The following is a 24615-nucleotide window of genomic DNA, read 5'->3' on the forward strand; positions in this document are numbered from 1 at the left end:
GGGACCCGAGGGGATCTATGCTGAAGCTGGCCACCAAGACCGCGACCGCGCTCGCGCTGCTGTTCGCCGCGCCCGCGGTGACGGCCCAGACCACCGACTATCGCGCGCGCCTGCCGCAGGACGAGGTGATCTATTTCCTCCTCCCCGACCGGTTCGAGAATGGCGACACTGCCAATGACCGCGGCGGGCTGACCGGCGGGCCGGTGACCACCGGCTTCGATCCCACCGCCAAGGGTTTCTATCACGGCGGCGACCTCAAGGGGCTGACGCAGCGGCTCGACTATATCCAGGGGCTCGGCGCGACCGCGATCTGGGTCGGGCCGGTGTTCAAGAACAAGCCCGTGCAGGGCGGCCCCGGCCAGCAATCCGCCGGCTATCACGGCTATTGGATCACCGATTTCACCGCGGTCGATCCGCACCTCGGCACCAACGCCGATTTCGACGCGCTGGTAAAGGCGGCGCATGCGCGCGGGATGAAGGTCTATATGGACATCATCATCAACCACACCGCCGACGTGATCCAGTATCGCGAATGCGCCGGAAAGCGCGAATGCCCCTACCGCAGCCGCGCCGACTATCCCTACCAGCGGCAATCGGGCGCGAAGGGCAGGCCGATCAATCCGGGCTTCCTCGGCGACGACGTCCGCACGCCGGCGAACTTCGCGAAGCTGACGCGCAGCGACTACGCCTATACCCCCTTCGTCCCCGCGAAAGAGAAGGGGATCAAGGTCCCGGCTTGGCTCAACGACGTGACGCTCTACCACAATCGCGGCGACACGACCTATCGCAACGAAAGCTCGACGATGGGCGATTTCGTCGGTCTCGACGATCTGATGACCGAAAATCCGCGGGTGGTCGCCGGGATGATCGACATCTTCGGCGGCTGGATCGATCGCTACGGCGTCGACGGCTTCCGCATCGACACCGCCCGCCACGTCAATCCCGAATTCTGGGCCGAGTTCGTACCCGCGATGGAGGCGCGGGCTAGAGCGAAGGGCATCCCCAACTTCCACATCTTCGGCGAAGTATCCGATCATGAGGTCCGCCCGGCGGTGCTGGCGCAGCATACCATCGTCGACAAGCTACCCGCGGTGCTCGATTTCTCGTTCCGGCAGGCGGTGGTCGAGACGGTCGCCGGCACGCGCGGCACCGACGCGTTCGAGGCCCTGTTCGACGGGGACGCGCTCTACGCCAGGGGCGCCGACACCGCGGCGATCCTGCCGACCTTTACCGGCAACCACGACGACGGCCGCTTCGCCACCTTCGTCCGCAAGGCGTTCCCGCAGGCGAGCGACGACGAGGTGTTGCGCCGCGTGATGCTGTCGAACGCGATGCTGCTGACCCTGCGCGGCGTGCCGACGATCTATTCGGGCGACGAACAGGGCTTCGTCAGCGACGGCAACGACCAGGACGCGCGAGAGGACATGTTCGCGAGCAAGGTCGCGGTCTATAACGACAACCGCCTGCTCGGCACCGACACCACGACCGCGACCGCGCATTTCGGCACCGACAACCCGCTGTTTCGCCAGACCGCCACGCTGGCGCGTCTGCGCGTCGCGACGCCCGCGCTGACCCGCGGCCGGCAGCAATTGCGCGCGCGCGAGGAGGCGCCCGGCCTGCTCGCCATCTCGCGCTTCGACCCCGCGACCGGCGCCGAGACGCTGCTCGCGTTCAACACCTCGACCGCGCCGATCGAACGGCAGGTGGAGGTCGGCGTCGATGTCGCGACCGCCACCACGCTCGCCGGCACGGGCTGCGCGGCACGTGTCACCGCGCCCGGCAGCCTGACCGTCACGCTTCCTCCCCTTGGCTATGCCGTCTGTGCTTTGAAGGCGACCCGATGAACCCGAATGACCGCCCGTGGTGGCACGGCGCGACCATCTATCAGATCTATCCGCGCAGCTTCGCCGATGCGAACGGCGACGGCATCGGCGATCTTGCCGGGATCACGCAGCATCTCGATCACGTCGCCAGCCTCGGCGTCGAGGCGATCTGGCTGTCGCCCTTCTTCCGCTCGCCGATGGCTGATTTCGGTTATGACGTGTCCGACTATTGCGACGTCGATCCGATCTTCGGCACGCTCGCCGACTTCGACGTACTGGTCGCCCGCGCGCATGCGCTGGGGTTGAAGGTGATCGTCGATCAGGTCTGGGCGCATACCAGCGACCAGCACCCCTGGTTCGTCGAGAGCCGGTCGAGCCGCGACAATCCCCGCGCCGACTGGTACGTCTGGCGTGATCCCAAGCCCGATGGCTCGCCGCCCAACAACTGGCAGTCGGTGTTCGGCGGCCCGGCATGGACGTGGGACGCGCGCCGCAACCAATATTACATGCACAATTTCCTGAAGGAGCAGCCGCAGGTCAACGGGCATCACCCCGACGTGCAGCAGGCGTTCCTCGACGTCGCGCGCTTCTGGTTGGAGCGCGGCATCGACGGGTTCCGCATCGATGCGATCAACTTCATGATGTTCGATCCCGACCTGCGCGACAATCCGCCCGCGCCGCTCGACGACGGCATCCCGCGCACGCGTCCGTTCGACTATCAGCTCCACACCTTCAACCAGAGCCATGACGCCATCCCCGGCTTCCTCGAACGCGTCCGCGCGCTGTTCGACAGCTATGACGCGCGCTTCACCGTGGCGGAGGTCGGCGGCGCGGACAGCGACCGCGAGATGAAGCTGTTCACCGCGGAGGGGCGGCGCCTGCACAGCGCCTATGGCTTCGACTTCCTCTATGCGCCCGACCTGAGCCCGCGCGTCGTCGCGGATGCGATCGTCAAATGGCCCGAACAGCACGGCGTCGGCTGGCCGAGCTGGGCGTTCGAGAACCATGATGCCCCGCGTGCGATCAGTCGCTGGGTTGCCGCAGACCGGCGCGATGCGTTCGCGCGGATGAAGATGCTGCTGCTCGCCTCGCTGCGCGGCAACATCTTCCTCTATTACGGCGAGGAACTGGGACTGACGCAGGTCGACGTGCCGTTCGAGCATCTGCAGGACCCGGAGGCGATCGCCAACTGGCCGCGCACCCTGTCGCGCGACGGTGCGCGGACGCCGATGCCCTGGCGCGCGGAGGCGCCGCAGCTCGGCTTCTCCACCGCCACGCCCTGGCTGCCGATCGGCAACGATCACGCCGCGCTGGCGGTCGACCGGCAGGAGCGCGACCCGCATGCGCTGCTCCACTGGACCCGCGACGTGCTCGCGCTGCGCAAGCGCCACCCGGCACTGCTGACCGGCGATATTCGCGTCATCGAGGCGAACGATACGATGCTCGCGATCGAGCGGCGGAGCGTGGGGGAGACGATGCTGTGCGTGTTCAACCTGTCTGCTGAGCCGCAGCGCTGGGCACCGGCGGAGCCGGACGCGTGGGAGCCGGTTGCCGACAGCGCGACGCAGGGCTGGCATTTCGACGGATATGGCGCATTGATCGCCACACAGACGGGACGAGGATAATGAAATACCTGCCTTATGGCGCCGCCATGGCGTTGGCGCTGCTGGCGACCGCCGCCACCGCGCAGACCGATGCCAATGCCGTCGCGCAGCTTCCGACGACGCAGTTCAAGCCGGTCGCCACCGCCACCTCGCCCGACGGGTCGATCGTCGTCACCATCGCCTTCGACAACGACGGTCGCCCAACCTATGCCGTCACCCGCAAGGGCAAGCCGGTGCTGCAGCCCGGCAGGCTGGGCGTGATGTTCACCGACGCGCCCAAGATCGAACGCAACATGACGCTGATCGGCCAGTCGCAGGCGAGCGCCGACAGCAGCTGGACGCAGCCGTTCGGCGAATGGAAGACGATCCGCGACCGTCACAACGAACTGACGCTGCGCTTCCGCGAAAAGGCGGGGTTGCAGCGCGAGATGGACGTCGTCTTCCGCGTCTTCGACGACGGCGTCGGCTTTCGCTACAGCTTTCCCGATCAGCCCAATCTGCATCAGGCGAACATCGCCGATGAACTGACCGAATTCGCCTTCGCGCAAGGTGGTACGGCGTGGTGGAAGCCCGCCTATCAGTGGAACCGCGAGGAATATCTGTACAACCGGACGCCGCTCGACGCGGTCGGCACCGCGCAGACGGTGATGACGGTGAAGCTGGCGGACGGCACCCACGCGGCGCTGCACGAGGCGGCGCTGGTCAATTATGCCGCGATGAACCTCGCACGCGGCGAGGGCAACACGTTCAGGGCGTCGCTGACCCCCGGTGCGGGGGCGCCCAAGGTGACGCGCATGGCGCCCTTCGCCTCGCCGTGGCGGACGCTGATCCTGTCGGACCATGCGCCCGGCCTCTACATGAGCCACCTCGAGCTCAACCTCAACGAACCGAACAAGCTGGGCGACGTCAGCTGGATCAAGCCCGCGAAGTTCGTCGGCGTGTGGTGGAAGATGATCAAGGGCGACTGGAGCTGGGCGACCGGGCCGATCCACGGCGCGATCAATGCCAACGTCCGCAAGTATATCGACTTCGCCGCGGCCAACCGGATTCCCGGCGTGCTGGTCGAGGGCTGGAACGTCGGCTGGGACGGCGACTGGTTCGGCAACGGCAATGCGATGCGTTTCGACACGCCGACGCCCGACTTCGATGCCGACGCACTCGCCGCTTATGCGAAGGCGAAGGGCGTCTATTTGATCGGCCATCACGAGACGGGCGGATCGGCCAGCCATTACGATGCGCAGCTCGATCGCGCCTTCGCTTGGGCAGCCGCGCATGGCGAACCGGTGGTGAAGACCGGCTATGTCACCGATGCCGGCCAGATCGAGCGCGTCGATGCCGATGGGACGAAGAAGCGAGAATGGCACGAGGGCCAGTGGATGGTGAACCACTATCTGCGCGTCGTGCAGGCCGCGGCGAAGCACAAGGTCGGCATCGACAGCCACGAACCGGTCAAGGACACCGGCCTCCGCCGCACCTATCCCAACTGGCTGAGCCGTGAGGGCGGGCGCGGAATGGAATATAACGCCTGGCCGGGCAAGAATCCGCCCAATCACGAAGCCAATATGTTCTTCACGCAATGGCTCGGCGGCCCCATGGACTTCACCCCGGGGATGCTCAGCCTCGAAGGGCAGGGCGGCAGCGCCTTGCTGTCGACCGAGGCGAAGCAGCTCGCGCTTTACGTGGTGATCTATTCGCCGGTGCAGATGGCGGCGGACACGCCCGAAAACTACGCCAGGCATATGGACGCCTTCCAGTTCATCCGGGACGTGCCGGTCGACTGGTCGGATACCCGCGTGCTGAACGGTGACGTCGGCGAGTTCGTCACCGTCGCGCGCAAGGACAGCGCGAGCAACGACTGGTATCTGGGCAGCGTCACCAACGAAGCTGGCCGGACGCTGTCGGTGCCGCTCGACTTCCTCGATGCCGGCCGCAGCTACACCGCCGAAATCTACCGTGACGGCGCGGGCGCGGATTACCGCACCGACGCGCGCCATGCGATCGCGATCGAGAAACGCCCGGTGAAGCGTGGCGACACGCTGTCGCTGGCGCTGGCGCCGGGCGGCGGACAGGCGATCCGCTTCGTCGCGGGCGGCGGGAAGCGGCGGCGGTAGGTGTCTTCTCGGTGACCGCCGCTCCCCCTCCCGCCAGCATCGCGATCCTCGGCGGCGGCACCGCGGGGTGGATGGCGGCATGTCTGCTGGCCAAGGCCTGGCCGCGCTGCGCCATCACCGTCGTCGAATCGCCGGAGATCGGCATCGTCGGCGTCGGCGAGGGGTCGACCCCGCAGCTGAAGGCGCTGTTCGACACGCTCGGCGTTGCCGAGGCCGCGTGGATGCCGGCGGCGGACGCGACCTACAAGACCGGCATCGCCTTCTACGGCTGGGCCGACGGCACGCCATCCTATTTCCACCCCTTCGCCGGGCAGATCGACCTGCATACGCAGGGAGCGTTCTTCGCCAGCACGCGCGCGCGGCGGCTGGGGGCGGACGTTCCGGCGCACCCCGATCGCTTCTTCCTCAACGCCCGGCTGGCAGTGGCGGGCAAGGCGCCGCTCGCACCGCCCAATTTTCCGTTCCACATCGGCTACGGCTATCATTTCGACGCGCATAAGGTCGGCGCGGTGCTGCGCGACCATGCGCTGGGGCGCGGCGTCGTGCACCTCGCCCGCCGCGTGACCGACGTCGCTATCGTCGACGGGCGGGTCATACGCCTCGATCTGGAGGGCGACGACGCCCTCGTCGCGGACCTGTTTGTTGATGCGAGCGGTTTCCGCTCCGTCATCGCGCAGGCGGCGCTCGGCGTGCCCTTCCGCTCCTTCGCCGGCAATCTGTTCGCCGATCGCGCCGTGGTCATGCCGACCCCGCGGGCCGGGCAGCTGCCGGTGCAGACCCGGGCGACCGCGCTGTCTGCCGGCTGGGCGTGGGACATTCCGCTGACCACGCGCACCGGCAACGGCTATGTCTATTCCTCGCGCCATCTGTCGGCCGACGCCGCGGAAACCGAACTGCGCAGCCATCTCGGCCTGCTCGACGCCGAGGTCGCCGCGCGGCACCTGATGATGAAGGTCGGCCGCGTCGAGACGACATGGACCGCCAACTGCCTCGCGATCGGCCTCGCCCAAGGGTTCATCGAACCGCTGGAGGCGACCGCGCTGCACATCGTCCAGGCGACGATCGAGGGCTTCATCGCCGCGCATGACGGCGGCGAGCGCGACGCGTTCAACGCCGCCATCGCCCGCCGCTACGAGGGGATCCGCGACTATATCGTCGCCCATTACCGGCTCAACCGCCGCTCCGGCGATTTCTGGCGCGAGAATGCCGCCAACGACGACCTGTCCGAAGATCTGAAGGCGATCCTGTCCGCCTGGTTCACCGGCCGCGACGTGGGCGACGTGATCGCGGCGCGCGACCTCGGCGGCTATTATGCGCCGATGTCGTGGGAGGTGCTGCTCGCCGGCTACGGCACCTTCCCCGACGCCGCCCGCCTGCGCGCGGCTGCGCCCGTCGTCGATCTCGCCGGGATCGACGCGCTGCTCGACGGCTGCCTACTTAACTTTCCGCCCGCCCGGAGGACATCATGACTGCGACCCTGACCCGACCGCGGCAGAGCTGGGCCGGCCTGTTCAACATCTCCTTCGGCTTCTTCGGCATCCAGATCGGCTTCGCCCTGCAGAATGCGAACATGAGCCGGATCTTCCAGTCGCTCGGCACCAGCCTCGACGATCTGCCCGCGCTCTGGGTCGCGGCACCGCTGACCGGATTGCTGGTGCAGCCGGTGATCGGGCATCTCAGCGACCGCACGTGGCTCGGCCGCCTCGGCCGGCGGCGGCCCTATTTCCTCGCCGGAGCGATCCTCGCCGCCATCGCGCTGCTGTTGATGCCGGAAAGCCCCGGGCTGTTGATGGCGGCGTTGCTGCTGTGGATGCTCGATGCGTCGCTCAACGTCTCGATGGAGCCGTTCCGCGCCTTCGTCGGCGACATGCTCGACAAGGACCAGCACGCCGCGGGCTATGCGGTGCAGACCGCCTTCATCGGCGCGGGCGCCGTGTTCGGGTCGATCTTCCCGTGGCTGCTCGAACATCTCGGCGTGTCGAACGTCGCGGCGGGCGGCGGCATTCCCGATACGGTGCGCTACGCCTTCTGGTTCGGCGGCGCGGCGCTGTTCCTCGCGGTGCTGTGGACGGTGCTGACGACGCGCGAATATTCGCCTGTCGAGATGGCCGGCTTCCACGGTGCCGTCGCGGACGATCAGGCGCACACGACGCAGGTGCTGGCGGCGCGCGGCTTCGGCGGCAGCCTCGTGTGGATCGTGATGGGTGGGGCCGTCATCGCCACCGTCGCGGCGCTGGGGCTGGAAAAGGAAGTGTATCTGCTCGGCGCGCTGCTCGCCGCCTACGGCCTTGCCAGCATCATCGCCATCGCGCGGGCGCGGAGCGGCCGGCCGGCGGACATGCTGGGGCATATCGTCGGCGATTTCGGCGGCATGCCGGCGCTGATGAAGCGGCTGGCGGTCGCGCAATTCTTCAGCTGGTCCGCGCTGTTCATCATGTGGATCAACACCACGCCGATCGTCGCCGGCGCCTTCTATGGCGCGCTCGACGCGCAGGGCCCGGCCTATCAGGCGGGGGCGAACTGGGTCGACGTGCTGTTCGCAACCTATAACGGCGTCGCCGCCGTGGCCGCGCTGACGCTGCTACCGCTGCTGGCGAAGCGGATCGGACAGGCCGGCACGCATATCGTCGGGCTGCTGTGCGGCGCAGCGGGGTTCGCCAGCTTCTTCGTCATCACCGATCCGCAATGGCTGTTGCTAAGCGAGATCGGCATCGGCATCGCCTGGGCGTCGATCCTCGCCATGCCCTATGCGATCCTTGCCTCCAGCCTACCGCAAGCCAAGCTGGGCATCTACATGGGCCTCTTCAACGTGTTCGTCGTGGTGCCGCAATTGCTGGTGGCGACGGTGATGGGGTCGATCACCAAGCATTTCTTCCCGGCCGAACCGATCTGGACGCTGGCCTTTGCGGCGGGCGCGCTGCTGCTGGCGGCGGTGGCGATGCTGCGGGTCAACGCCAGCCGGTAATCGCCCGGCCGCGGTCGACGTCATGTTCGACCATCTGCTGCGTCAGGCGCAGGAACAGGCGTTGCGCCTGCCGCCAGGCGACCAGCCCCGTGCCCCGGTCGCGCGGACGCTCGCCGACGACCAGCCGGCTGCCCCAGCCCGCGATGGTTGCGCCCACGTCCCCCTCCACGTCGGCATCCGCGCCGGGCTGGATGACGAGCGAGGGGAAGGGCAGCCGCGCCTGCGGGGAGGCGAACAGGTCGCCTGCCTCCGGCTGCGGGGCGAACAGCAGCGCGCCGGCGATCCGGCCGACGTCGTCGGCGGGCGACAGCCGCGCCCACCAGGCACTCGCCGCGCAGCCGATGCCGTCCGCGATCAGCAGCACCCGCGCATCCGCCTCGCGCACCGCCCGGTCGAGCCGCGCCGCCCAGATATTGCGCTCCCCGCGCGACCGCACGTCGATCGGCACCGCCGTCGCGCCCTCCGCGGGCCAGCCGAACATCCGTTCCCACGACGGCGCGGGTCGATGCGCCTCGCCGATGGTGACGACGGAAAAGAGGTCGGTCGGAAAGCCTCCGGCGATGACGGTCATGCGCGTCCCACTCCCTGTTGATCTCGGCCATCGTGATCATGCGCGCTTTTTCGCGATGCGCCAGCCAAGGAAAACTTCGCGCGGGGTGAGTGGAGGCACGGCCGTGTCGTGCTGCGGCCCGTTCCGCCGTCGGGGCTTTGCCGATAAGGCGAGGCGGCAGGCAGCATGGGGACGGAATGACGATGCCGACGATATTGGTGACCGGAGTGGCGGGCTTCATTGGCATGAGCGTCGCCGACGCCCTGCTGGCGCGGGGCGATACCGTCGTCGGGATCGACGTCCTCAACGATTATTACGATCCCGCGCTCAAGCAGGCGCGGCTGGCGCGGCTGACGGAGCGCCATGGCGAGCGCTTCACCTTCCTGCGCGTCGATTTCGCCGATGCCGCGGCGTTGCGCAGCGCGCTCGCGCCCCATGCCTTCGACCGGATCGTCCATCTCGGCGCGCAGCCGGGCGTGCGCTACTCGATCGATAACCCGGAGGCCTATGGCCAGTCCAACCTCGTCGGTCATCTCAACCTGCTTGAAGTGGCGCGGGCGCGGAACGTCGCGCATTGCGTCTACGCCTCCTCCTCCTCGGTCTATGGCGGCAACACCACGGTTCCGTTCCGCGTTGAGGATCGCGTCGACCGGCCGGTGTCGCTCTATGCCGCGACCAAGCGCGCGAACGAGGTGATGAGCGAAAGCTACGCGCATCTCTATCGCCTGCCGCTCACCGGGCTGCGCTTCTTCACCGTCTACGGCCCGTGGGGCCGGCCGGACATGATGATGTGGATCTTCACCAAGGCGATGTTCGAGGGCAGCCCGATCCCGGTGTTCAACCATGGCAGGATGGAGCGCGACTTCACCTTCATCGACGATATCGTCGCGGGCGTGGTCGCGGCGCTGGACAATCCGCCGCCTGACGACGGGCAGGAGAAAGCGGGCGGCAGCATCGCGCCGCACCGGCTCTACAATATCGGCAACAACAAGTCCGAGCCGCTGGGGCGGGTGATCGGCCTGCTCGAAGCGGCGACGGGGCGGCCGGCGGTACGGCAGAACCTGCCAATCCAGCCCGGCGACGTGGTCCGCACCGCGGCGGATATCGATGCGATCGCGCGCGATCTCGGCTATCGGCCGACGACGTCGATCGACGTCGGGGTGCCGCGCTTCGTCGACTGGTACCGCAGCTACCACGGGATATAGGCACGCGCTTCAGGGCGCTGCCGTCGCCCATGGCGCTCCCGCGAGCGTCCGCGCCAGATGGTCGATCAGCACCTGCACGCGCAGCGGCCGCAACGGACTGGGCGGGGTCATCAGGTGGAGCCCGAGCGCCGGCACGCTCCAGTCCGGCATCGCGACCTCCAGCCGTCCGTCGCGTATCTCGCGCCAGACGAGGAATTCCGGTTGCAACGCCAGCCCCTGACCGGCGAGCAGCGCCGGGTTGAGCAGGTCGGCATTGTCGGTCCACAGCCGCACCGGCGGCTCGACCGTCTCCTCGCCGAAGCGGGGATGACGAAAGCGCCACAGCCCGCGCGTCGCCCCGCCGGTATAGCCAAGCGCATGATGGTCCCTCAGCTGTGCCGGATGGCTGGGACGGCCGTGGCGATCGAGATAGGCGGGGGAGGCGACCAGCAGGATGCGCACCGTGCACAGCCGCCGCGCCAGCAGCGAACTGTCCTCCAGCGCGGCGATGCGCAATGCGATGTCGAACCCCTCGGCGACAAGGTCGACCCGCCGGTCGCTCAGCGCGAAATCGAGCGTCACCTCCGGATAGGCCTCGAGGAAGGCGGGCAGCGTCGCGCCGACATAAGCGGTGCCGAACGACAGGGGGGCGCTGATCCGGACGAGGCCGCGCGCGACGTCGGACTGTTCCGCCGCCTCGTCCTCCAGCGCCTCGCCGTCCTGCAGGATCCGGCCGGCGCGGGCCAGCGCGGCGCGCCCCGCCTCGGTCAGCGACAGTCGCCGCGAGGTACGCGACAGCAGCGCGACGCCCAGCCGCGCCTCGAGCCGGGCGATCGCCTTCGACACCGTCGGGTTGGACAGGCCGAGCGCCTGCGCCGCGCCCGCGAACGAACCGCGTTCGGCGACCTTCGCGAAGATCGCCCAGGCTTCGAGGTCGGGCAGGCGGCGTGTCATTATCGGCAATGATGAGATGCCATCATTGCTATTTCGTCAAGTGCCGTTCGCCCTCATCTAGGGCCCAACGGAACGATACGGAGACAGAGCATGATCGAACGTCGCCCCTTCGCCACCCTTGGCGGTGCCAACCACGGCTGGCTCGATGCCAAGCATCATTTCTCCTTCGCGAGCTATTACGATCCCAAGCGGATGGGCTGGGGGTCGATCCGCGTCTGGAACGACGACACGATCGCCGCCGGCACCGGCTTTCCGCCGCACCCGCATGCCGACATGGAGATCGTCACCTATGTCCGCAGCGGTGCGATCACGCATCAGGACAGCCTCGGCAATATCGGCCGCACCGAGGCGGGCGACGTGCAGGTGATGAGCGCCGGGTCGGGCGTGCGCCATTCGGAATACAATCGCGAGAGCGATGCGACGACGATCTTCCAGATCTGGATCGAGCCGAAGACCCGCGGTGCGGCCCCGTCCTGGGGCGCCAAGCCCTTTCCCAAGGGCGAACGGTCGGGCAGGTTCGTGACGCTGGCGAGCGGGTTCGAGGCGGATGGCGACGCGCTGCCGATCCGCACCGACGCCCGCATCGTCGGTGCGACGATCAAGGCCGGCGAGACGGCGGAATATGCGCTCGGCGCCGGCCATCACGCCTATCTCGTTCCCGCGACGGGGCGGATCGAGGTCAATGGCGTCGCGCTCGACGCACGTGACGGCGCGGCGATCGTCGATGAAAGCGTGATCCGCGTCACCGCCACCGAGGATGCCGAGATCGTGCTGGTCGACGCCGCCTGACCCCATCCTCCCGCCCGGATCGCTTGCGCTTTCTGGGCGGGACCACGAAGGTGACCCGATGAGCGACAATATCCTGATCTTCTACGGCTCCTACCGGTCCGACCGGCAGGGCATCCGACTGGCCGACTATCTGGTCGAGGCATTCCGCGCACGCGGTGCCAGCCCCGAGCTGATCGACGCCAAGGCGCTCGACCTGCCGATGCTCGACCGGATGTACAAGGAATATGCCCCCGGCGAGGCGCCGCCCGCGCTCGAGGCACTGGCGGGCAAGATCAAGGCGGCCGACGCGTTCGTTTTCGTCGCCGGCGAGTATAACTGGAGCGTCCAGCCCGGCCTCAAGAACCTGACCGATCATTTCCTCAAGGAATGGTTCTGGCGCCCCGCGGCGATCGCCAGCTATTCGGCGGGTCGTTTCGCGGGCGCCCGCGCCGGTCTGGCGTGGCACGGCATCCTATCGGAGATGGGGATGGTCGTCGTGTCAAGCACGCTCGCCGTCGGCGGCATCGGCAAGGCGCTGTCCCCCGACGCGGAGCCGACCGGCGACGGCGGCGCGAGCCTCGCCAGGGCGTTTCCCCGCTTTGCCGACGATCTGGCGTGGTGGACCGAGGCGGCGCGGATACAGCGCGCCGCCAAGGCCCCGCCTTACTGAGCGTCCGCCGCCTTGCGCTCGGCCCGGAAGCGGTGGAGCAGGGGTTCGGTATAGCCGCTCGGCTGCGCGATCCCGTCGAACACCAGCGCGTGGGCGGCGCGATAGGCGATGCTGTCCGCCTCGTGGCCGCGCATCGGGCGATACAACGGGTCGTCGGCGTTCTGGCCGTCGACCTTCGCTGCCATGCGACCGAAGGCGGCATCGACCTCGGCCGGCGTGGCGATGCCGTGGAGCAGCCAATTCGCCATATGCTGCGACGAGATGCGCAGCGTCGCGCGGTCCTCCATCAGGCCGATGTCGTGGATGTCCGGCACCTTCGAACAGCCGACGCCCTGATCGATCCAGCGGACGACATAGCCCAGGATGCCCTGCGCATTGTTGTCGAGCTCGGCACGCACCGTATCGGCCTGCCAGTTCCGCCCGGCCTCGGCGACCGGGATGGTCAGCAGGTCCGCCAGCGGCGCGACGGCTTCCGCCGCGCGCTCGCGCTGACGGGCGAAGACGTCGACGCGGTGATAATGCGTCGCGTGCAGCGTCGCCGCGGTGGGCGAGGGGACCCAGGCGGTGTTCGCCCCCGTGCGCGGATGGCCGATCTTCTGGTCGAGCATGTCGGCCATCCGGTCCGGCGCCGCCCACATGCCCTTGCCGATCTGCGCCTTGCCCGACAGGCCGCAGGCGAGCCCGATCTGGACGTTGCGATTCTCATAGGCGGTGATCCAGGCGGCGGTCTTCATCTCGCCCTTGGGGATCATCGGCCCGGCGTGCATCGCGGTGTGCATCTCGTCGCCGGTCCGGTCGAGGAAGCCGGTGTTGATGAACACCAGCCGGTGACGGACGGCGTGGATACACGCGGCGAGGTTGGCGCTGGTGCGGCGTTCCTCATCCATCAGCCCGACCTTGATCGTGTGGCGCTTGAGCCGCAGCAGGTCCTCGACCGCGTCGAACAGCCGGTCGGTGAAGGCGGCTTCGGCCGGTCCGTGCATCTTGGGCTTGACGATATATATCGATCCGGCGCGGCTGTTGCCGCCCTTGTCGTGCAGCGCGATCAGCGACGTGACGATCGCATCGAGGATCCCCTCCGGCGCCTCGCTGCCGTCGGGCAGGCGGATCGCCGGGTTGGTCATCAGATGGCCGACGTTGCGCACGAACAAAAGGCTGCGTCCGGGCAGCGGCAGCGTCTCGCCGGCGGGCGTGGTGTAATGCCGGTCGGGATCGAGCGCGCGGGTGACGGTGCGGCCGCCCTTGGCGAAGCTGGCGGTCAGGTCGCCCCGCATCAGGCCGAGCCAGTTGGCATAGGCCGCGACCTTGTCCTCGGCATCGACCGCGGCGACCGAATCCTCGAGGTCGCAGATCGTGGTCAGCGCGGATTCGAGCATGACGTCGGCGATGCCGGCGGGATCGTCGCGTCCGATCGGATGGCTGCGATCGATCACGACCTCGATATGCAGGCCGTTGTGGCGGAACAGCAGCGTATCGCCGGCGCGACCGACGAACTGCGCGGGATCGGCCAGATTGGGCGTGCCGCCGGTCCAGTCGGTCCAGCTGCCGCCCGCCAGCGGGACGGCGTCGTCGAGAAACACCTTCGCCCAGGCGATCACCTGCGCGCCGCGTGCCGGGTCGTAGCCGCCGGGCTGCGCCGTGCCGGGGAGGGCATCGGTGCCGTAGAGCGCGTCGTACAGGCTGCCCCACCGGGCGTTGGCGGCGTTGAGCAGGAAGCGGGCATTGAGGATGGGCACGACCAGTTGGGGCCCGGCCATCTGCGCGATCTCTGGATCGACGTTCGTCGGGTCGATCGCGAACGGGGCGGGCTCCTCGACCAGATAGCCGATCTCTTTCAGGAACGCCTCATATCCCGCCGGATCCGCACCATGGCCGCGGTGCCAGTCGTCGATCGCCGCCTGCAACCGGTCGCGTTCGGCGAGCAGCGCCCGGTTCTCCGGCGCGAACCGCGCGTAGATCGCGGCGACACCCGCCCAGAAGGCATCGGGGGCGATGCCGGTCCCGGGCAGGGCGCGATCCTCCAGGAACGCAGCGAGTTCGGGGGCGATCTCAAGGCCGGCGCGGTTCGTCATCAGTCTGTCCTCTCACAGTGACGCGACGATAGGGGGTGGATCATCCGTTCGCTAGCGGGCAAGATGTTAAAACACTTTGTCGTCAGGAGAACGAATGGCCTTCGATCCCGACTACGCTCTGTTCGTCGCGGTGGCGGAGGGCGGCAGCCTGTCGGCGGCGGCGCGGAGCCTGCGGATCTCGCCGGCGATGGTGTCGAAACGGTTGCAGCGGCTGGAGGGACGGCTGGGCGTCACGCTCGTCCACCGGACGACGCGGCGCCTCGCGCTGACCGAGGCGGGGGAACGGTTCCGCGGCGACCTCGGCGCGATCCTCGCCGCATTGGGCGAGGCGGAGACGCGGGTCACCGGCGCGCGCGGGGTCGCTACGGGGCCGCTCCGCGTGTCGGCGCCGACCTCGTTCGGGCGGCTGCACGTCGCGCCGCATCTCGCCGCCTTCCTGACCGCGCATCCCGCGGTGGAGCTGACCTTCGACCTCGGCGACGGCTTCGTCGACCTGCTCGGCGACCGGGTCGATTGCGCGATCCGGATCGCCTCGGCGGTGCCGCCGACCGTCGTCGCGCACCGGCTGGCGAGCAGCCGGCGCATCCTCTGCGCGGCACCCGCCTATCTGGCGGCGCGGGGCATGCCGATGGCTGTCGAGGACCTTGGAGCGCATCGCCTGCTGGCGGCGGCGGGGCAGATGCCGTGGCGGCTGGTCGCCGACGGGCGCACGCTGCAGGTCGAGCGCGACAGCCACGTTCGGACCAATTCGAGCGAGATGGTCCGCGAACTCGCGATCGGCGGTGTCGGCATCGCGCTGCGATCGTTATGGGACGTCGGCGACGCGCTGCGCGACGGCCGGCTGGTCCGGGTGCTGCCGGGCTGGGAGGGTTCGCAGGACGTCGGCATCTACGCCGTCCATCTGCGCAGCCCCGCGGTCTCGCCCGCGGTGGCGGCGTTCGTCGCCTTCCTGCGCGGCGTCGTCGACGAGGCGGCGTGGGACGGCTGATCCCGCGCATTCATCCCCGGTCGCGACCGCTCAGCTCCGCCCCGGCACGCGGATCGAAGCGCATGTTGACGAAGATCGCGAGCAGCGAGATCGCCGTCACCGTCCAGAAGGCGAAGGTGAAATCGGGGAACGCCACCGCCTGGCGGCCCTGCCACAGCATCGAGACGTGGAGCGCCGTCGCACCGATGCAGATGCCGAGCGACAGCATCAGCTGCTGGAAGGTCGAATAAAAGCTGGTCGCCGCGCTCATCCGCGCCTTGTCGATCTCGTCATAGGCGATCGTGTTGTAGGCGGTGAACTGGAACGACATCAGGAATCCCGACACGATCAGCACTGCGAAGACCGCCGGCAGTGGCCAGCCGGGGCGGAACAGGCCGCAGGCGGCGTAGCCCGCGGTGGCGCCGAGCCCCATCACGATCAGGCTGTTGCGAAAGCCAAAGCGTTTGAGGATGCGCCGCGCCAGCCCCTTCATCCCGAACGAACCGATCGCTGTGGCGACGGTCATCACCCCGCTCTGCGCGGCGGACAGACCGAAGGCGAGCTGCATCATCAGCGGCAGCAGGAACGGCTGCGCGCCCTGCGTGATCCGGGTCAGCGAACCGCCGAGCACCGACAGGCGGAACGTCGCGATCCGCATCAGCGACAGGTCGAGGATGGGATGCGCGGCGTGGCGGGCATGACGCCAATAGGCAATGCCGAACACCGCGCCGATCCCGACCAGCGCCGCGGCGAGCGTGCCCTCGCCCGGCCGGCTCGCCATCTCGAACCCGAACAGCATGCAGCCGAGCGCCGCGCCCGACAGGACGAAGCCGGCGGGATCGAACGGATGTGGCGCCTCCTCGCGGATATCGGCGATGAACCGGCCGACGAGGACGATGCCGAGGGTGCCGATCGGCAGGTTGAGCCAGAAGATCCAGCGCCAGTCGAGATAGGTGACGATCAGGCCGCCGAGCGGCGGACCGAGAATCGGCCCGATCAGCGCCGGCATGATGAGCCACGACATCGCCGACACCATGTCGCGCTTGGCGACCGATCGCAGCAGCACGAGCCGCCCGACCGGCATCATCATCGCGCCGCCGACGCCTTGCAGGAACCGCGCGACCGCCATCCATTCGAGACTGGGGGCAAGGCCGCAGGCGAGGCTGCCGAGCACGAAGACGCCGATCGCGGCGCGGAACACCGGCCGCGCACCGAACCGGTCCGCCATCGTGCCGGAGGCGGGGATGAACATCGCGAGTGCGAGCAGGTAGGAGGTCAGCGCGATGCTCATCGCCGGGGCGGCCACGCCGAAATCGCGCGCCATCGTCGGCAGCGCGGTGGCGAGCACGGTCGCGTCGAGATGCTCCATGAACATCGCGGTCGCGATGATGAGCGCGACGGTGCGGTAATTGCGGGTCGGCGTCGCGCCGCCCTCGTTATCCGCGGTCGTCGCGATCCCGTCGCCGGCGGGGACGATGCCGTCGCGAACCTCGGCGTTGACCGACGCTATTCCCCGTCGTCGCGGCCGTAGCAACTGGCGCGGATCGAGGGCGGCGGGGATGTAGAGATGCATGACGGGCGTAACGACTTTCTCGCGCGGATCGGGCCTCTCCGGACATGCGGGGGTCGATCGTTGTCATGGGGCCGTATCGCTGTCCTATCCCCATATAGGCATGATCGGCCGTCAGACGAGGGGCCCGACGCCTAGTGACGCGATCAGGACAGCGTCGCGGCCGCGGCGAGCGCGCGCTCCCGCGCCTCGCGATGGCCGATCAGCTTGGGCGGATAATCCTCCGGGCGGACACCGGCCTCGTCGGGATCGTGGATCGTCGCATCGGTAAGATCGCGCAGTTCCGGCACCCATTCGCGGATATAGTCGGCGGCATCGAACTTTTCCGACTGGCCGAGCGGCGCCATGATCCGGCCGAACATGTTGGCGTCGACGCCGGTGCCGGCGATCCACTGCCAGTTGACGGCATTGTTGCCGTAATCGGCATCGACCAGACAGTCCCAGTACCAGCGTTCGCCCTCACGCCAGTCGATCAGCAGGTGTTTGACGAGGAAGCTGGCGGCGATCATCCGCACGCGATTGTGGATCCAGCCGCTGGTCCACAATTGGCGCATGCCGGCATCGACGATCGGATAGCCGGTGCGGCCCTGTTGCCACGCCTCGAGGTCGCGCTTGGCCGCGGCACCCTTGCGCCACGGCAACGCGTCATATTTGGGCCGGCCGTTGACGTCGCCATAATCGGGCAGGGCGAGCAGCACGCCCGAGGTGAAGTCGCGCCACGCGAGTTCGCGCAGGAAGGCGCCGGCGTCCTTCCGGTTTCCCAGCGCATGATAGACGCTGCGGGGCGAGATCTCGCCATGATGCAGATGCGGCGACAGGCGCGACGTCCCTTCCTCCGACGGCAGGTTGCGGCGCCGGTCGTAGTCGGCGACGTCGTGCGGCCAGTCCTTCGCCTTGGCCAGCGCTTCCGCCTCGCCGGGCGTCCAGTCGCGCCCGAAGCCCAGCGACCAGTCGGGTGAGGTCGGCAGCAGCGCCCAGTCGCCGAGGCGGTCGCTCGCCGGCCATCGCGACGGCGCCGGGATGGTGTGCGGGACGGGCAGGGGTTCCTCGGGCAGCAGCTGGGTCTGCAGCGCCTTCCAGAAGGACGAAAAGACCTTGAATGGCGTGCCTGCGCCGGTGGTGACGTCCTCCAGCCGGACGAAATGGTTGCCGTCGTGCAGTTCGATCGCGTCGCCGAGCGCCGCTTCCGCCTTACGCCACCAAGGTTCGTAATGGCGGATGGCATGGATACGGGTCGCGCCCGTCTCCTCCATCAATGCCTTCAGCACGTCGACCGCGTTGCCGCGGCGGAGGATCAGGCGGCTGTGCTTGGCCTTCAGCGCCTTGTCCAGCGCGGCGAGACTGTGGTGCAGCCACCAGCGTTGCGCGCCGCCGATCGCCCATGGTCCGGGCGCATCGTCGTCGAGGATATAGACGGGGATGACCGCGCCGTCATGCGCGGCGGCGACGAGGGCGGGCTGGTCGTGGAGGCGAAGGTCCTGCCGTAGCCACAGGAGGGTCGGATCTGTCATGCGCCTGTCCAAGCGGCTGGCGGTCGGGGAAGTTCCTGTCGGTCGTCACACCCGGCTTGTTCGCGCGCGGCGGGGCGCGCAGGAGGGGGCATGACACGATCCCTGGCCTTGTTGCCGCTGGTGCTGGCGGCCTGTTCGCCCACCGCACCCGATCCCGCCCCGCCGCGCCTGCCGGTGCCGATCCGCGGGGCCGACGCCATGACGTTGGTGCGCGGTCCGGCGCTCGAACGGCTGGTGCGGGGCAGCGTGCAGAGGCGCACCGCGGTCGGGGCCGCGGCGCCGCCGACCGAACGGTTCGCCGCGACCGGCGATGGCTATACGCTGCGCTACGACCGGCCCGACACCAGCGGCCGTTACCGGATCACCCCCGACCGGGTCTGCCTGCGCTTCACCGGCGATCGCAGCGCCTATTGCCGCTTCTACCTCACCGATGCGCAGGGCAGGGTGTGGATGGCTGAGGACGACCGCGACTATCCGCTACACATTGCGGCGGTGACTGTTACCCGCGGGAGTTAGGACATGGCCCACCCCCGCGGGTGACGGTTACGCGACCATCGCGGCGCCCGCGATGATCTTGTCGAGGGTGATCGGATATTCGCGGACCCGCACGCCGGTGGCATTGTAAATCGCGTTGGCGATCGCCGCGCCCACGCCGCACAAACCCAGCTCGCCGACGCCCTTCGCCTTCATCGGCGACGACATCGGATCGACCTCGTCAAGGAAGATCACCTCCTGATGCGGGATGTCGGCATGGACCGGCACCTCATAGCTGGCGAGGTCGTGATTGACGAAGAAGCCGAAGCGCTTGTCGACCGCCAGTTCCTCCATCAACGCCGCGCCGACGCCCATGGTCATCGCGCCGATCACCTGGCTGCGCGCCGCCTTCGGGTTGAGGATACGCCCGGCAGCGCACACCGCGAGCATCCGCCGGATGCGGATCTCGCCGGTATAGGCATCCACCGCCGCCTCGACGAAATGACCGGCGAAGGTCGATTGCTGTTCCTTCTTGGCCAGATCGCCGAACTCGATCGCATCCTCCGCCGACAGGCCGGCATTGCCCGCCGCCTCGGCCAGCGGTACGCTGCGGTTGCCCGCGGTGACCTTGCCGTCGGCGAACTGGACGTCGGCCGAATTGAAGCCGAGCTTCTGCGCCACCGTCTCGCGCAGTTTCATGCAGGCGGCATAGACGCCTGCGGTCGAGCTGTTCGCGCCCCACTGGCCGCCGGACCCCGCCGCAGCCGGGAACGAGCTGTCGCCGAGCAGGACGATCACCTTGTCGAGCGGCACGCCCATCACTTCCGCGGCGGTCTGCGCGATGATCGTATAGCTGCCGGTGCCGATGTCGGTCATATCGGTGGCGACCGTCACCATGCCCTTCTTGTCGATGCCGACGCGTGCGGCCGACTTCATCGTGATGTTGTTGCGGAAGCCCGCGGCGACACCCATACCGACCAGCCAGCGGCCGTCGCGAACCGACCGCGGCTTCGGGTTGCGCTGCGACCAGCCGAACTTGTCGGCGCCGATCCGCAGGCATTCGACCAGCTGCCGCTGCGAGAACTTCCGCTCCGGCTTTTCGGGATCGACCTGCGTGTCGTTGACGATCCGGAACTCGACCGGGTCCATGCCCAGCTTCTCCGCCATCTCGTCCATCGCGACCTCGAGCGCCATCAGGCCCGGCGCCTCGCCCGGCGCACGCATGGCATTGCCTTCGGGCAGGTCGAGTACGGCGAGCCGCATCGACGTCAGCCGGTTGGCGCCGGCGTAGAGCAACCTGGTCTGCGCGACCGCCGTCTCGGGACCGCCGCCGGGCAGATCGCCCGAACCGCTCTCATGCGCGATCGCGGTGATCGTTCCGTCTTTTCCGGCACCCAGACGGATCCGCTGCCGTGTCGCCGGCCGGTGCGTAGCATTGTTGATCATCAACGGCCGCTGCAACGCCACCTTGACCGGACGATTGGCCTGTCGGGCGCCGAGCGCCGCAAGGATCGCGTCGGCGCGGACGAACAATTTGCCGCCGAAACCACCGCCGATATAGGGCGAGATCAGCCGGACGTTCTCCTTGGGGATGCCGAGCGTCTTGGCGACCTCGCCCTTGCCCCAGGCGATCATCTGGTTCGAGGTCCACAGCGTCAGCTTGTCACCCTGCCACGATGCGATGCTCGCATGCGGCTCCATCATCGCGTGGCTCTGATCGGGCGTTTCGTACAGCGCGTCGAGCTTGACCGGCGCACCGGCGAAGGCCTTCTCGAAATTGCCGACGCGATCGACGGGCGGCTGCCCCTCTTCCGCGGGCTTCAGCGGCGCGGTCTTGAGTGCCGCGTCGAGGTCGAAGCGGCCCTGATCGCGCGCATAGTCGATGCGGATCAGCGCGGCGGCGGCGCGTGCCTGTTCGAACGTCTCGGCGACGACCAGCGCGATCGCCTGATGGTAGTGATCGACCTGCGGGCCACCGAGCAGCTTGGCGGTGTTCATATTGCCCTTCGCGAGCGTTCCCGCGGTGTCGGCGGTCACGATCGTCAGCACGCCCGGCGCCGCCTGTGCCGCGCCGAGGTCCATGCTCGCGATCCGGCCCTTGGCGATGCCGGCACCGACGACATAGCCATAGGCCGCATTGGGGGCGACGTCATGGCGTTCATAGGCATAGGGCGCCTTGCCGGTCGTCTTGAACTTGCCGTCGATGCGGTCGGTGGGCTTGCCGATGACCTTGAGCTGGTCGATCGGGTTCTGGCCTGCGGGGGTGTCGAACTTCATGCTACGTCTTTCGCTTCGGCCATCACCGCGGCGAGCGTACGCTCGACGAGGGGGACCTTGAAGGCATTGTCCTGGGTCGGGCGGGCGCCGGCGAGCAATCGCGCGGCAGTCGCCTTGGCACCCTGCGGCAGGGCGGCCTCTGCCGCCTCGACCCGCCACGGCCTGGGGGCGATGCCGCCGATCGCGACATGGCCGGTGCCGTCGCGCTGGAGGATCGCCGCCACCGACACGAGTGCATAGGCGTAGGACGCGCGATCGCGGACCTTGTGGTAGATGTGCGTGCCACCGACCGGCTTGGGCAAGGTCACCGCGGTGATAAGCTCGCCCGCGCGCAAATTGGTGTCGACATGCGGCGTATCGCCCCACAGCCGGTGGAAGTCGGCGATCGGGATGCGGCGGGTCTGGCCGTCGGGCTGAACCGTCTCCACCGTCGCGTCGAGCACGCGCATCGCCACGGCCATGTCGCCGGGGTAGGTGGCGATGCAGGCGCTGCTGGTACCGATGATGCCGAGCTGCCGGCTGTAGCCGCCGATCGCCGCGCAACCCGAACCGGGCTTGCGCTTGTTGCACGGCTGGTTGGTATCATAGAAATAGGGGCAACGCGTCCGCTGGAGCAGGTTGCCCGCCGTGGTCGCCTTGTTGCGCAGCTGCCCGGATGCGCCGGCGACGATCGCGCGCGACAGTACGCCGTACTCGCGCCGGACGCGCTGATCTGCGGCGAGATCGGTGTTGCGAACGAGCGCGCCGATCCGCAGGCCACCGTCCGCGGTCGGTTCGATCTTGTCGAGCGCCAGCCGGTTGACGTCGACCAGATGCACCGGCTCCTCGATCTGGAGCTTCATCAGGTCGAGCAGGTTGGTGCCGCCCGCGATGAACTTCGCGCCCGGCCTGGCGGCAACGGCCGCTGCGGCGGCGGCGGGGCTTTCCGCCCGCTCATAGGTGAACGCCTTCATGCCTTGGTCCCCGCGACGTCGCTCATCGCCTCGATGATGTTGGAGTAAGCGCCGCAGCGGCAGATGTTGCCACTCATCCGCTCGCGCATTTCCGCAGCGGTGGCGGTCGGCTTGCCGGTGATATCCGCCTGCACATGGCTGGGAACGCCGCGCTTGATCTCGTCGAGTACCGCGACCGCCGAGCAGATCTGGCCCGGCGTGCAATAGCCGCACTGATAGCCGTCATGCTTGATGAAGGCGGCCTGCATCGGGTGCAGGTCGTCGGGCTTGCCGAGCCCCTCGATCGTCGTGATCTCGTCGCCGTCGTGCATCACCGCGAGCGTCAGGCAGGAATTGATCCGGCGGCCGTCCACCAGCACCGTGCAGGCGCCGCACTGGCCGTGATCGCAGCCCTTCTTGGTGCCGGTCAGCTTCCAATGTTCGCGCAACGCGTCGAGCAGCGTCGTCCGCGTGTCGAGGTCCAGACGGTTCACTCGCCCGTTCACCTTCAACGTCACCGGCATCGTCGGCGGTGCGCTGCGATCCTGCAGGGGCGGCGGCGCCGCCTCGGCGGGCAGCGCGGTCGCCGCCACACCGATCGTCCCGCCTGCGATCACGCCGCGGCGGGATAGTCGTAGTTCATCCTGGCTCATAAGAGGCCCCCTGATACAATTGAAAACGCCGCAGTATCGCGACCGCGGCGTTCACTGGCTTTGGAGGTGCTCTACCGTGCCGAATCCATCCAAAGCAAACGCTTGCTGGAGATACGCGGCGAGATAGGTCCGGGTTCCACCTATCGCAGGCGGAACCCGGAATTAGCCGGTCAGAAGCCGATATGGGCGCCCGCGGACACGATCAGCGCACTTGCGTCGCGCAGGAAGCCGTTGGTGACGATCGGCGTCTGCACCGCGGTGCCGGCGTAAGCGGCGGTCACGCGATCGATCGACGAATCGTCGATCTTGACGTAGTTCGCGGCCAGATCGATCCCGAAGCGCGGCGTCAGCTGGAAGGTGCCGCCGGCACCGTAGTTCCAGCGGTTGCCGTCCGGCACGCGCGCATCGCGCAGGCCGTTGCGGGTCGGCGTCGTGCCATGCTGGACGCCGGCGCGCAGCGTCAGCTGCGGCGACACGGTATAGTCAATACCGCCGGCGAGGCTGTAGCTGTCGCGATAATTCTCGGGCAGCGCGGTGTTGAGCGGCGCACCGAGGCGGATTGCGTCGAACTTGCTCCAATTGTAGCGGACGGCCTGGCCGTTGAGGGTCAGCGCCGGGGTTGCGCGGATGCGTGCGCCGACGATGACCTGCGCCGGGGTGTAGAAACTCGCCTCGACGCCATCCAGCGTGCGGTTCTGCGCGGCGAGCGGCCCCTGCAGCCCCTCGACCAGCAGGTCGCCCTTCAGCGTATGCTCGATGCGCGACTTGTAGCTGACGCCGACCGTCGCCCAGTCGTTGTGCATCTGGAAACCGGCGGTCCAGCCGAGATCCCAGCCGTCACCTTCGAGCCGCTGACGGCCGTCGGGTAGCGCCGCCGACAGGTTGGGCAGGGCATTGCCGAGGCTGGCATAGACGTGCTCGACGTTGGCGGCACCGCCGACGCGCAACCAGTCGGTCAGCGCGACCGCGATCGACGGCTGGATGTCGAACGTACGCAGCTTGGTGCGGGTCGCGCTGTAGCGGGTCCAGCTGGTCGAATCATAATCGGTGGTGAAGCTGTACGGCGACGTCACCGCGAGGCCGAGCGCGACCGGGCCGAACGGCAGCGCGATCTGGCCCGAGGGCAGGATGCCGTTGTCGATCGGGTCCTTGGCAAGCTGGTCGCCGCCGATCGGGGCGAACTGGCCACCGGGACGACGGATGACCGTGCCGTTGTTGACGACGTCGCCCTTGGGACGGATCACCGATGCGTTGATCGCGGCCTCGCCACGCTCCATGCCGGCGATCGAGGCCGGGTTCCACCACAGCGACTGCGGGCCGGTATCGGCCACCTCACCCGAAAAGGCACGGCCGGCGCCGCGCGCCGACTGTTCCTGCAGATAGAAGGCCTGGGCGTGCGCGACGGTGGCGAAGCCGAACGAACCGATGAGGGCGGAGGCGAGCAAGGGAGCCTTGAGACGCAATGACATAGTGACAGTTCCTGAATCTGGTTGGGAAATGATGGCGTGCGGACGATAGCGGGCTGCCGTG

At 68.3% G+C, this 24615-nt stretch carries 19 protein-coding genes; 10 read left to right on the forward strand and 9 right to left on the reverse strand.

The features are described from left to right. Positions 1 to 17 precede the first annotated feature (17 nt). From AC1RTO_RS05525 to AC1RTO_RS05545, 5 genes are read left to right on the forward strand one after another with little or no spacing between them, the layout of a single operon-like run. Positions 18 to 1844 (forward strand): alpha-amylase family glycosyl hydrolase, encoded by a 1827-nt coding sequence (locus AC1RTO_RS05525; protein WP_493159863.1) that lies wholly within the window; start codon positions 18 to 20, stop codon positions 1842 to 1844. Further along, entirely contained in the window at positions 1841 to 3448 is a 1608-nt protein-coding gene (locus tag AC1RTO_RS05530) for an alpha-glucosidase (protein ID WP_493159864.1), read from the forward strand. The genes AC1RTO_RS05525 and AC1RTO_RS05530 overlap by 4 nt, the downstream gene beginning before the upstream one ends. Beyond that, complete coding sequence (locus AC1RTO_RS05535; RefSeq protein WP_493159865.1) at positions 3448 to 5538, forward strand: glycoside hydrolase family 97 protein; 2091 nt, start codon at positions 3448 to 3450, stop codon at positions 5536 to 5538. The genes AC1RTO_RS05530 and AC1RTO_RS05535 overlap by 1 nt, the downstream gene beginning before the upstream one ends. Positions 5539 to 5549: 11 nt before the next feature. Beyond that, positions 5550 to 7007, forward strand: a complete 1458-nt coding sequence (locus AC1RTO_RS05540; protein WP_493159866.1) for a tryptophan halogenase family protein — start codon at positions 5550 to 5552, stop codon at positions 7005 to 7007. Then, positions 7004 to 8503 (forward strand): MFS transporter, encoded by a 1500-nt coding sequence (locus AC1RTO_RS05545; RefSeq protein WP_493159867.1) that lies wholly within the window; start codon positions 7004 to 7006, stop codon positions 8501 to 8503. The genes AC1RTO_RS05540 and AC1RTO_RS05545 overlap by 4 nt, the downstream gene beginning before the upstream one ends. Here the strand turns inward: AC1RTO_RS05545 and AC1RTO_RS05550 are convergent. Next, positions 8487 to 9074 (reverse strand): alpha/beta hydrolase, encoded by a 588-nt coding sequence (locus AC1RTO_RS05550; protein WP_493159868.1) that lies wholly within the window; start codon positions 9072 to 9074, stop codon positions 8487 to 8489. The genes AC1RTO_RS05545 and AC1RTO_RS05550 overlap by 17 nt on opposite strands. Positions 9075 to 9256: 182 nt before the next feature. Here AC1RTO_RS05550 and AC1RTO_RS05555 point away from each other — a divergent pair, with 182 nt between their 5' ends. Beyond that, entirely contained in the window at positions 9257 to 10258 is a 1002-nt protein-coding gene (locus AC1RTO_RS05555) for an NAD-dependent epimerase/dehydratase family protein (protein WP_493159869.1), read from the forward strand. A gap of 9 nt (positions 10259 to 10267) precedes the next feature. Here AC1RTO_RS05555 and AC1RTO_RS05560 read toward each other — a convergent pair whose 3' ends face one another. Then, complete coding sequence (locus tag AC1RTO_RS05560; protein ID WP_493159870.1) at positions 10268 to 11191, reverse strand: LysR family transcriptional regulator; 924 nt, start codon at positions 11189 to 11191, stop codon at positions 10268 to 10270. 90 nt (positions 11192 to 11281) lie between these two features. Between AC1RTO_RS05560 and AC1RTO_RS05565 the strand changes: the two genes are divergently transcribed. Together AC1RTO_RS05565 and AC1RTO_RS05570 are read left to right on the forward strand one after the other, a co-directional pair. Next, the gene (locus AC1RTO_RS05565) at positions 11282 to 11980 is read left to right on the forward strand and encodes a pirin family protein (RefSeq protein ID WP_493159871.1); all 699 of its coding nucleotides are present in this window, start codon (positions 11282 to 11284) and stop codon (positions 11978 to 11980) included. A 58-nt stretch (positions 11981 to 12038) separates the two neighbouring features. Then, the gene (locus AC1RTO_RS05570) at positions 12039 to 12629 is read left to right on the forward strand and encodes an NADPH-dependent FMN reductase (RefSeq protein ID WP_493159872.1); all 591 of its coding nucleotides are present in this window, start codon (positions 12039 to 12041) and stop codon (positions 12627 to 12629) included. On the opposite strand, the gene AC1RTO_RS05575 is transcribed toward AC1RTO_RS05570, so the two are convergent. Further along, positions 12623 to 14701: a malate synthase G gene (locus AC1RTO_RS05575; protein ID WP_493159873.1), complete on the reverse strand. Its 2079-nt coding sequence runs from the start codon at positions 14699 to 14701 to the stop codon at positions 12623 to 12625. The genes AC1RTO_RS05570 and AC1RTO_RS05575 overlap by 7 nt on opposite strands. 94 nt (positions 14702 to 14795) lie before the next feature. On the opposite strand from AC1RTO_RS05575, the gene AC1RTO_RS05580 reads away from it, so the two are divergent. Continuing rightward, positions 14796 to 15689: a LysR family transcriptional regulator gene (locus AC1RTO_RS05580; RefSeq protein WP_493159874.1), complete on the forward strand. Its 894-nt coding sequence runs from the start codon at positions 14796 to 14798 to the stop codon at positions 15687 to 15689. Between the two features lie 10 nt (positions 15690 to 15699). Here the strand turns inward: AC1RTO_RS05580 and AC1RTO_RS05585 are convergent, their stop codons facing one another. Both AC1RTO_RS05585 and AC1RTO_RS05590 read right to left on the reverse strand, forming a co-directional pair. Further along, complete coding sequence (locus tag AC1RTO_RS05585) at positions 15700 to 17241, reverse strand: MFS transporter (protein WP_493159875.1); 1542 nt, start codon at positions 17239 to 17241, stop codon at positions 15700 to 15702. A gap of 143 nt (positions 17242 to 17384) precedes the next feature. Further along, on the reverse strand, positions 17385 to 18749 hold the full coding sequence (locus tag AC1RTO_RS05590) for a cryptochrome/photolyase family protein (protein ID WP_493159876.1): 1365 nt from the start codon (positions 18747 to 18749) through the stop codon (positions 17385 to 17387). 90 nt (positions 18750 to 18839) lie between these two features. Here AC1RTO_RS05590 and AC1RTO_RS05595 point away from each other — a divergent pair, with 90 nt between their 5' ends. Further along, positions 18840 to 19265, forward strand: coding sequence for a hypothetical protein (locus tag AC1RTO_RS05595; protein ID WP_493159877.1), 426 nt, complete (start codon positions 18840 to 18842; stop codon positions 19263 to 19265). A 27-nt stretch (positions 19266 to 19292) separates the two neighbouring features. On the opposite strand, the gene paoC is transcribed toward AC1RTO_RS05595, so the two are convergent. From paoC to AC1RTO_RS05615, 4 genes are all read right to left on the reverse strand, one after another. Beyond that, a complete protein-coding gene (gene paoC, locus AC1RTO_RS05600) occupies positions 19293 to 21500 on the reverse strand; it encodes an aldehyde oxidoreductase molybdenum-binding subunit PaoC (protein ID WP_493159878.1) in 2208 nt (735 codons plus the stop codon). Continuing rightward, the gene (locus AC1RTO_RS05605) at positions 21497 to 22453 is read right to left on the reverse strand and encodes an FAD binding domain-containing protein (RefSeq protein WP_493159879.1); all 957 of its coding nucleotides are present in this window, start codon (positions 22451 to 22453) and stop codon (positions 21497 to 21499) included. The genes paoC and AC1RTO_RS05605 overlap by 4 nt, the downstream gene beginning before the upstream one ends. Next, complete coding sequence (paoA, locus tag AC1RTO_RS05610) at positions 22450 to 23085, reverse strand: aldehyde dehydrogenase iron-sulfur subunit PaoA (protein ID WP_493159880.1); 636 nt, start codon at positions 23083 to 23085, stop codon at positions 22450 to 22452. The genes AC1RTO_RS05605 and paoA overlap by 4 nt, the downstream gene beginning before the upstream one ends. A gap of 170 nt (positions 23086 to 23255) precedes the next feature. After that, positions 23256 to 24554 carry an OmpP1/FadL family transporter gene (locus AC1RTO_RS05615; protein ID WP_493159881.1) on the reverse strand — a complete coding sequence of 433 codons (1299 nt, stop codon included), beginning with the start codon at positions 24552 to 24554 and terminating at the stop codon, positions 23256 to 23258. Between the last annotated feature and the right edge of the window lie 61 nt (positions 24555 to 24615).

Source organism: Sphingomonas sp. GW821-FHT10F09, assembly GCF_058809195.1.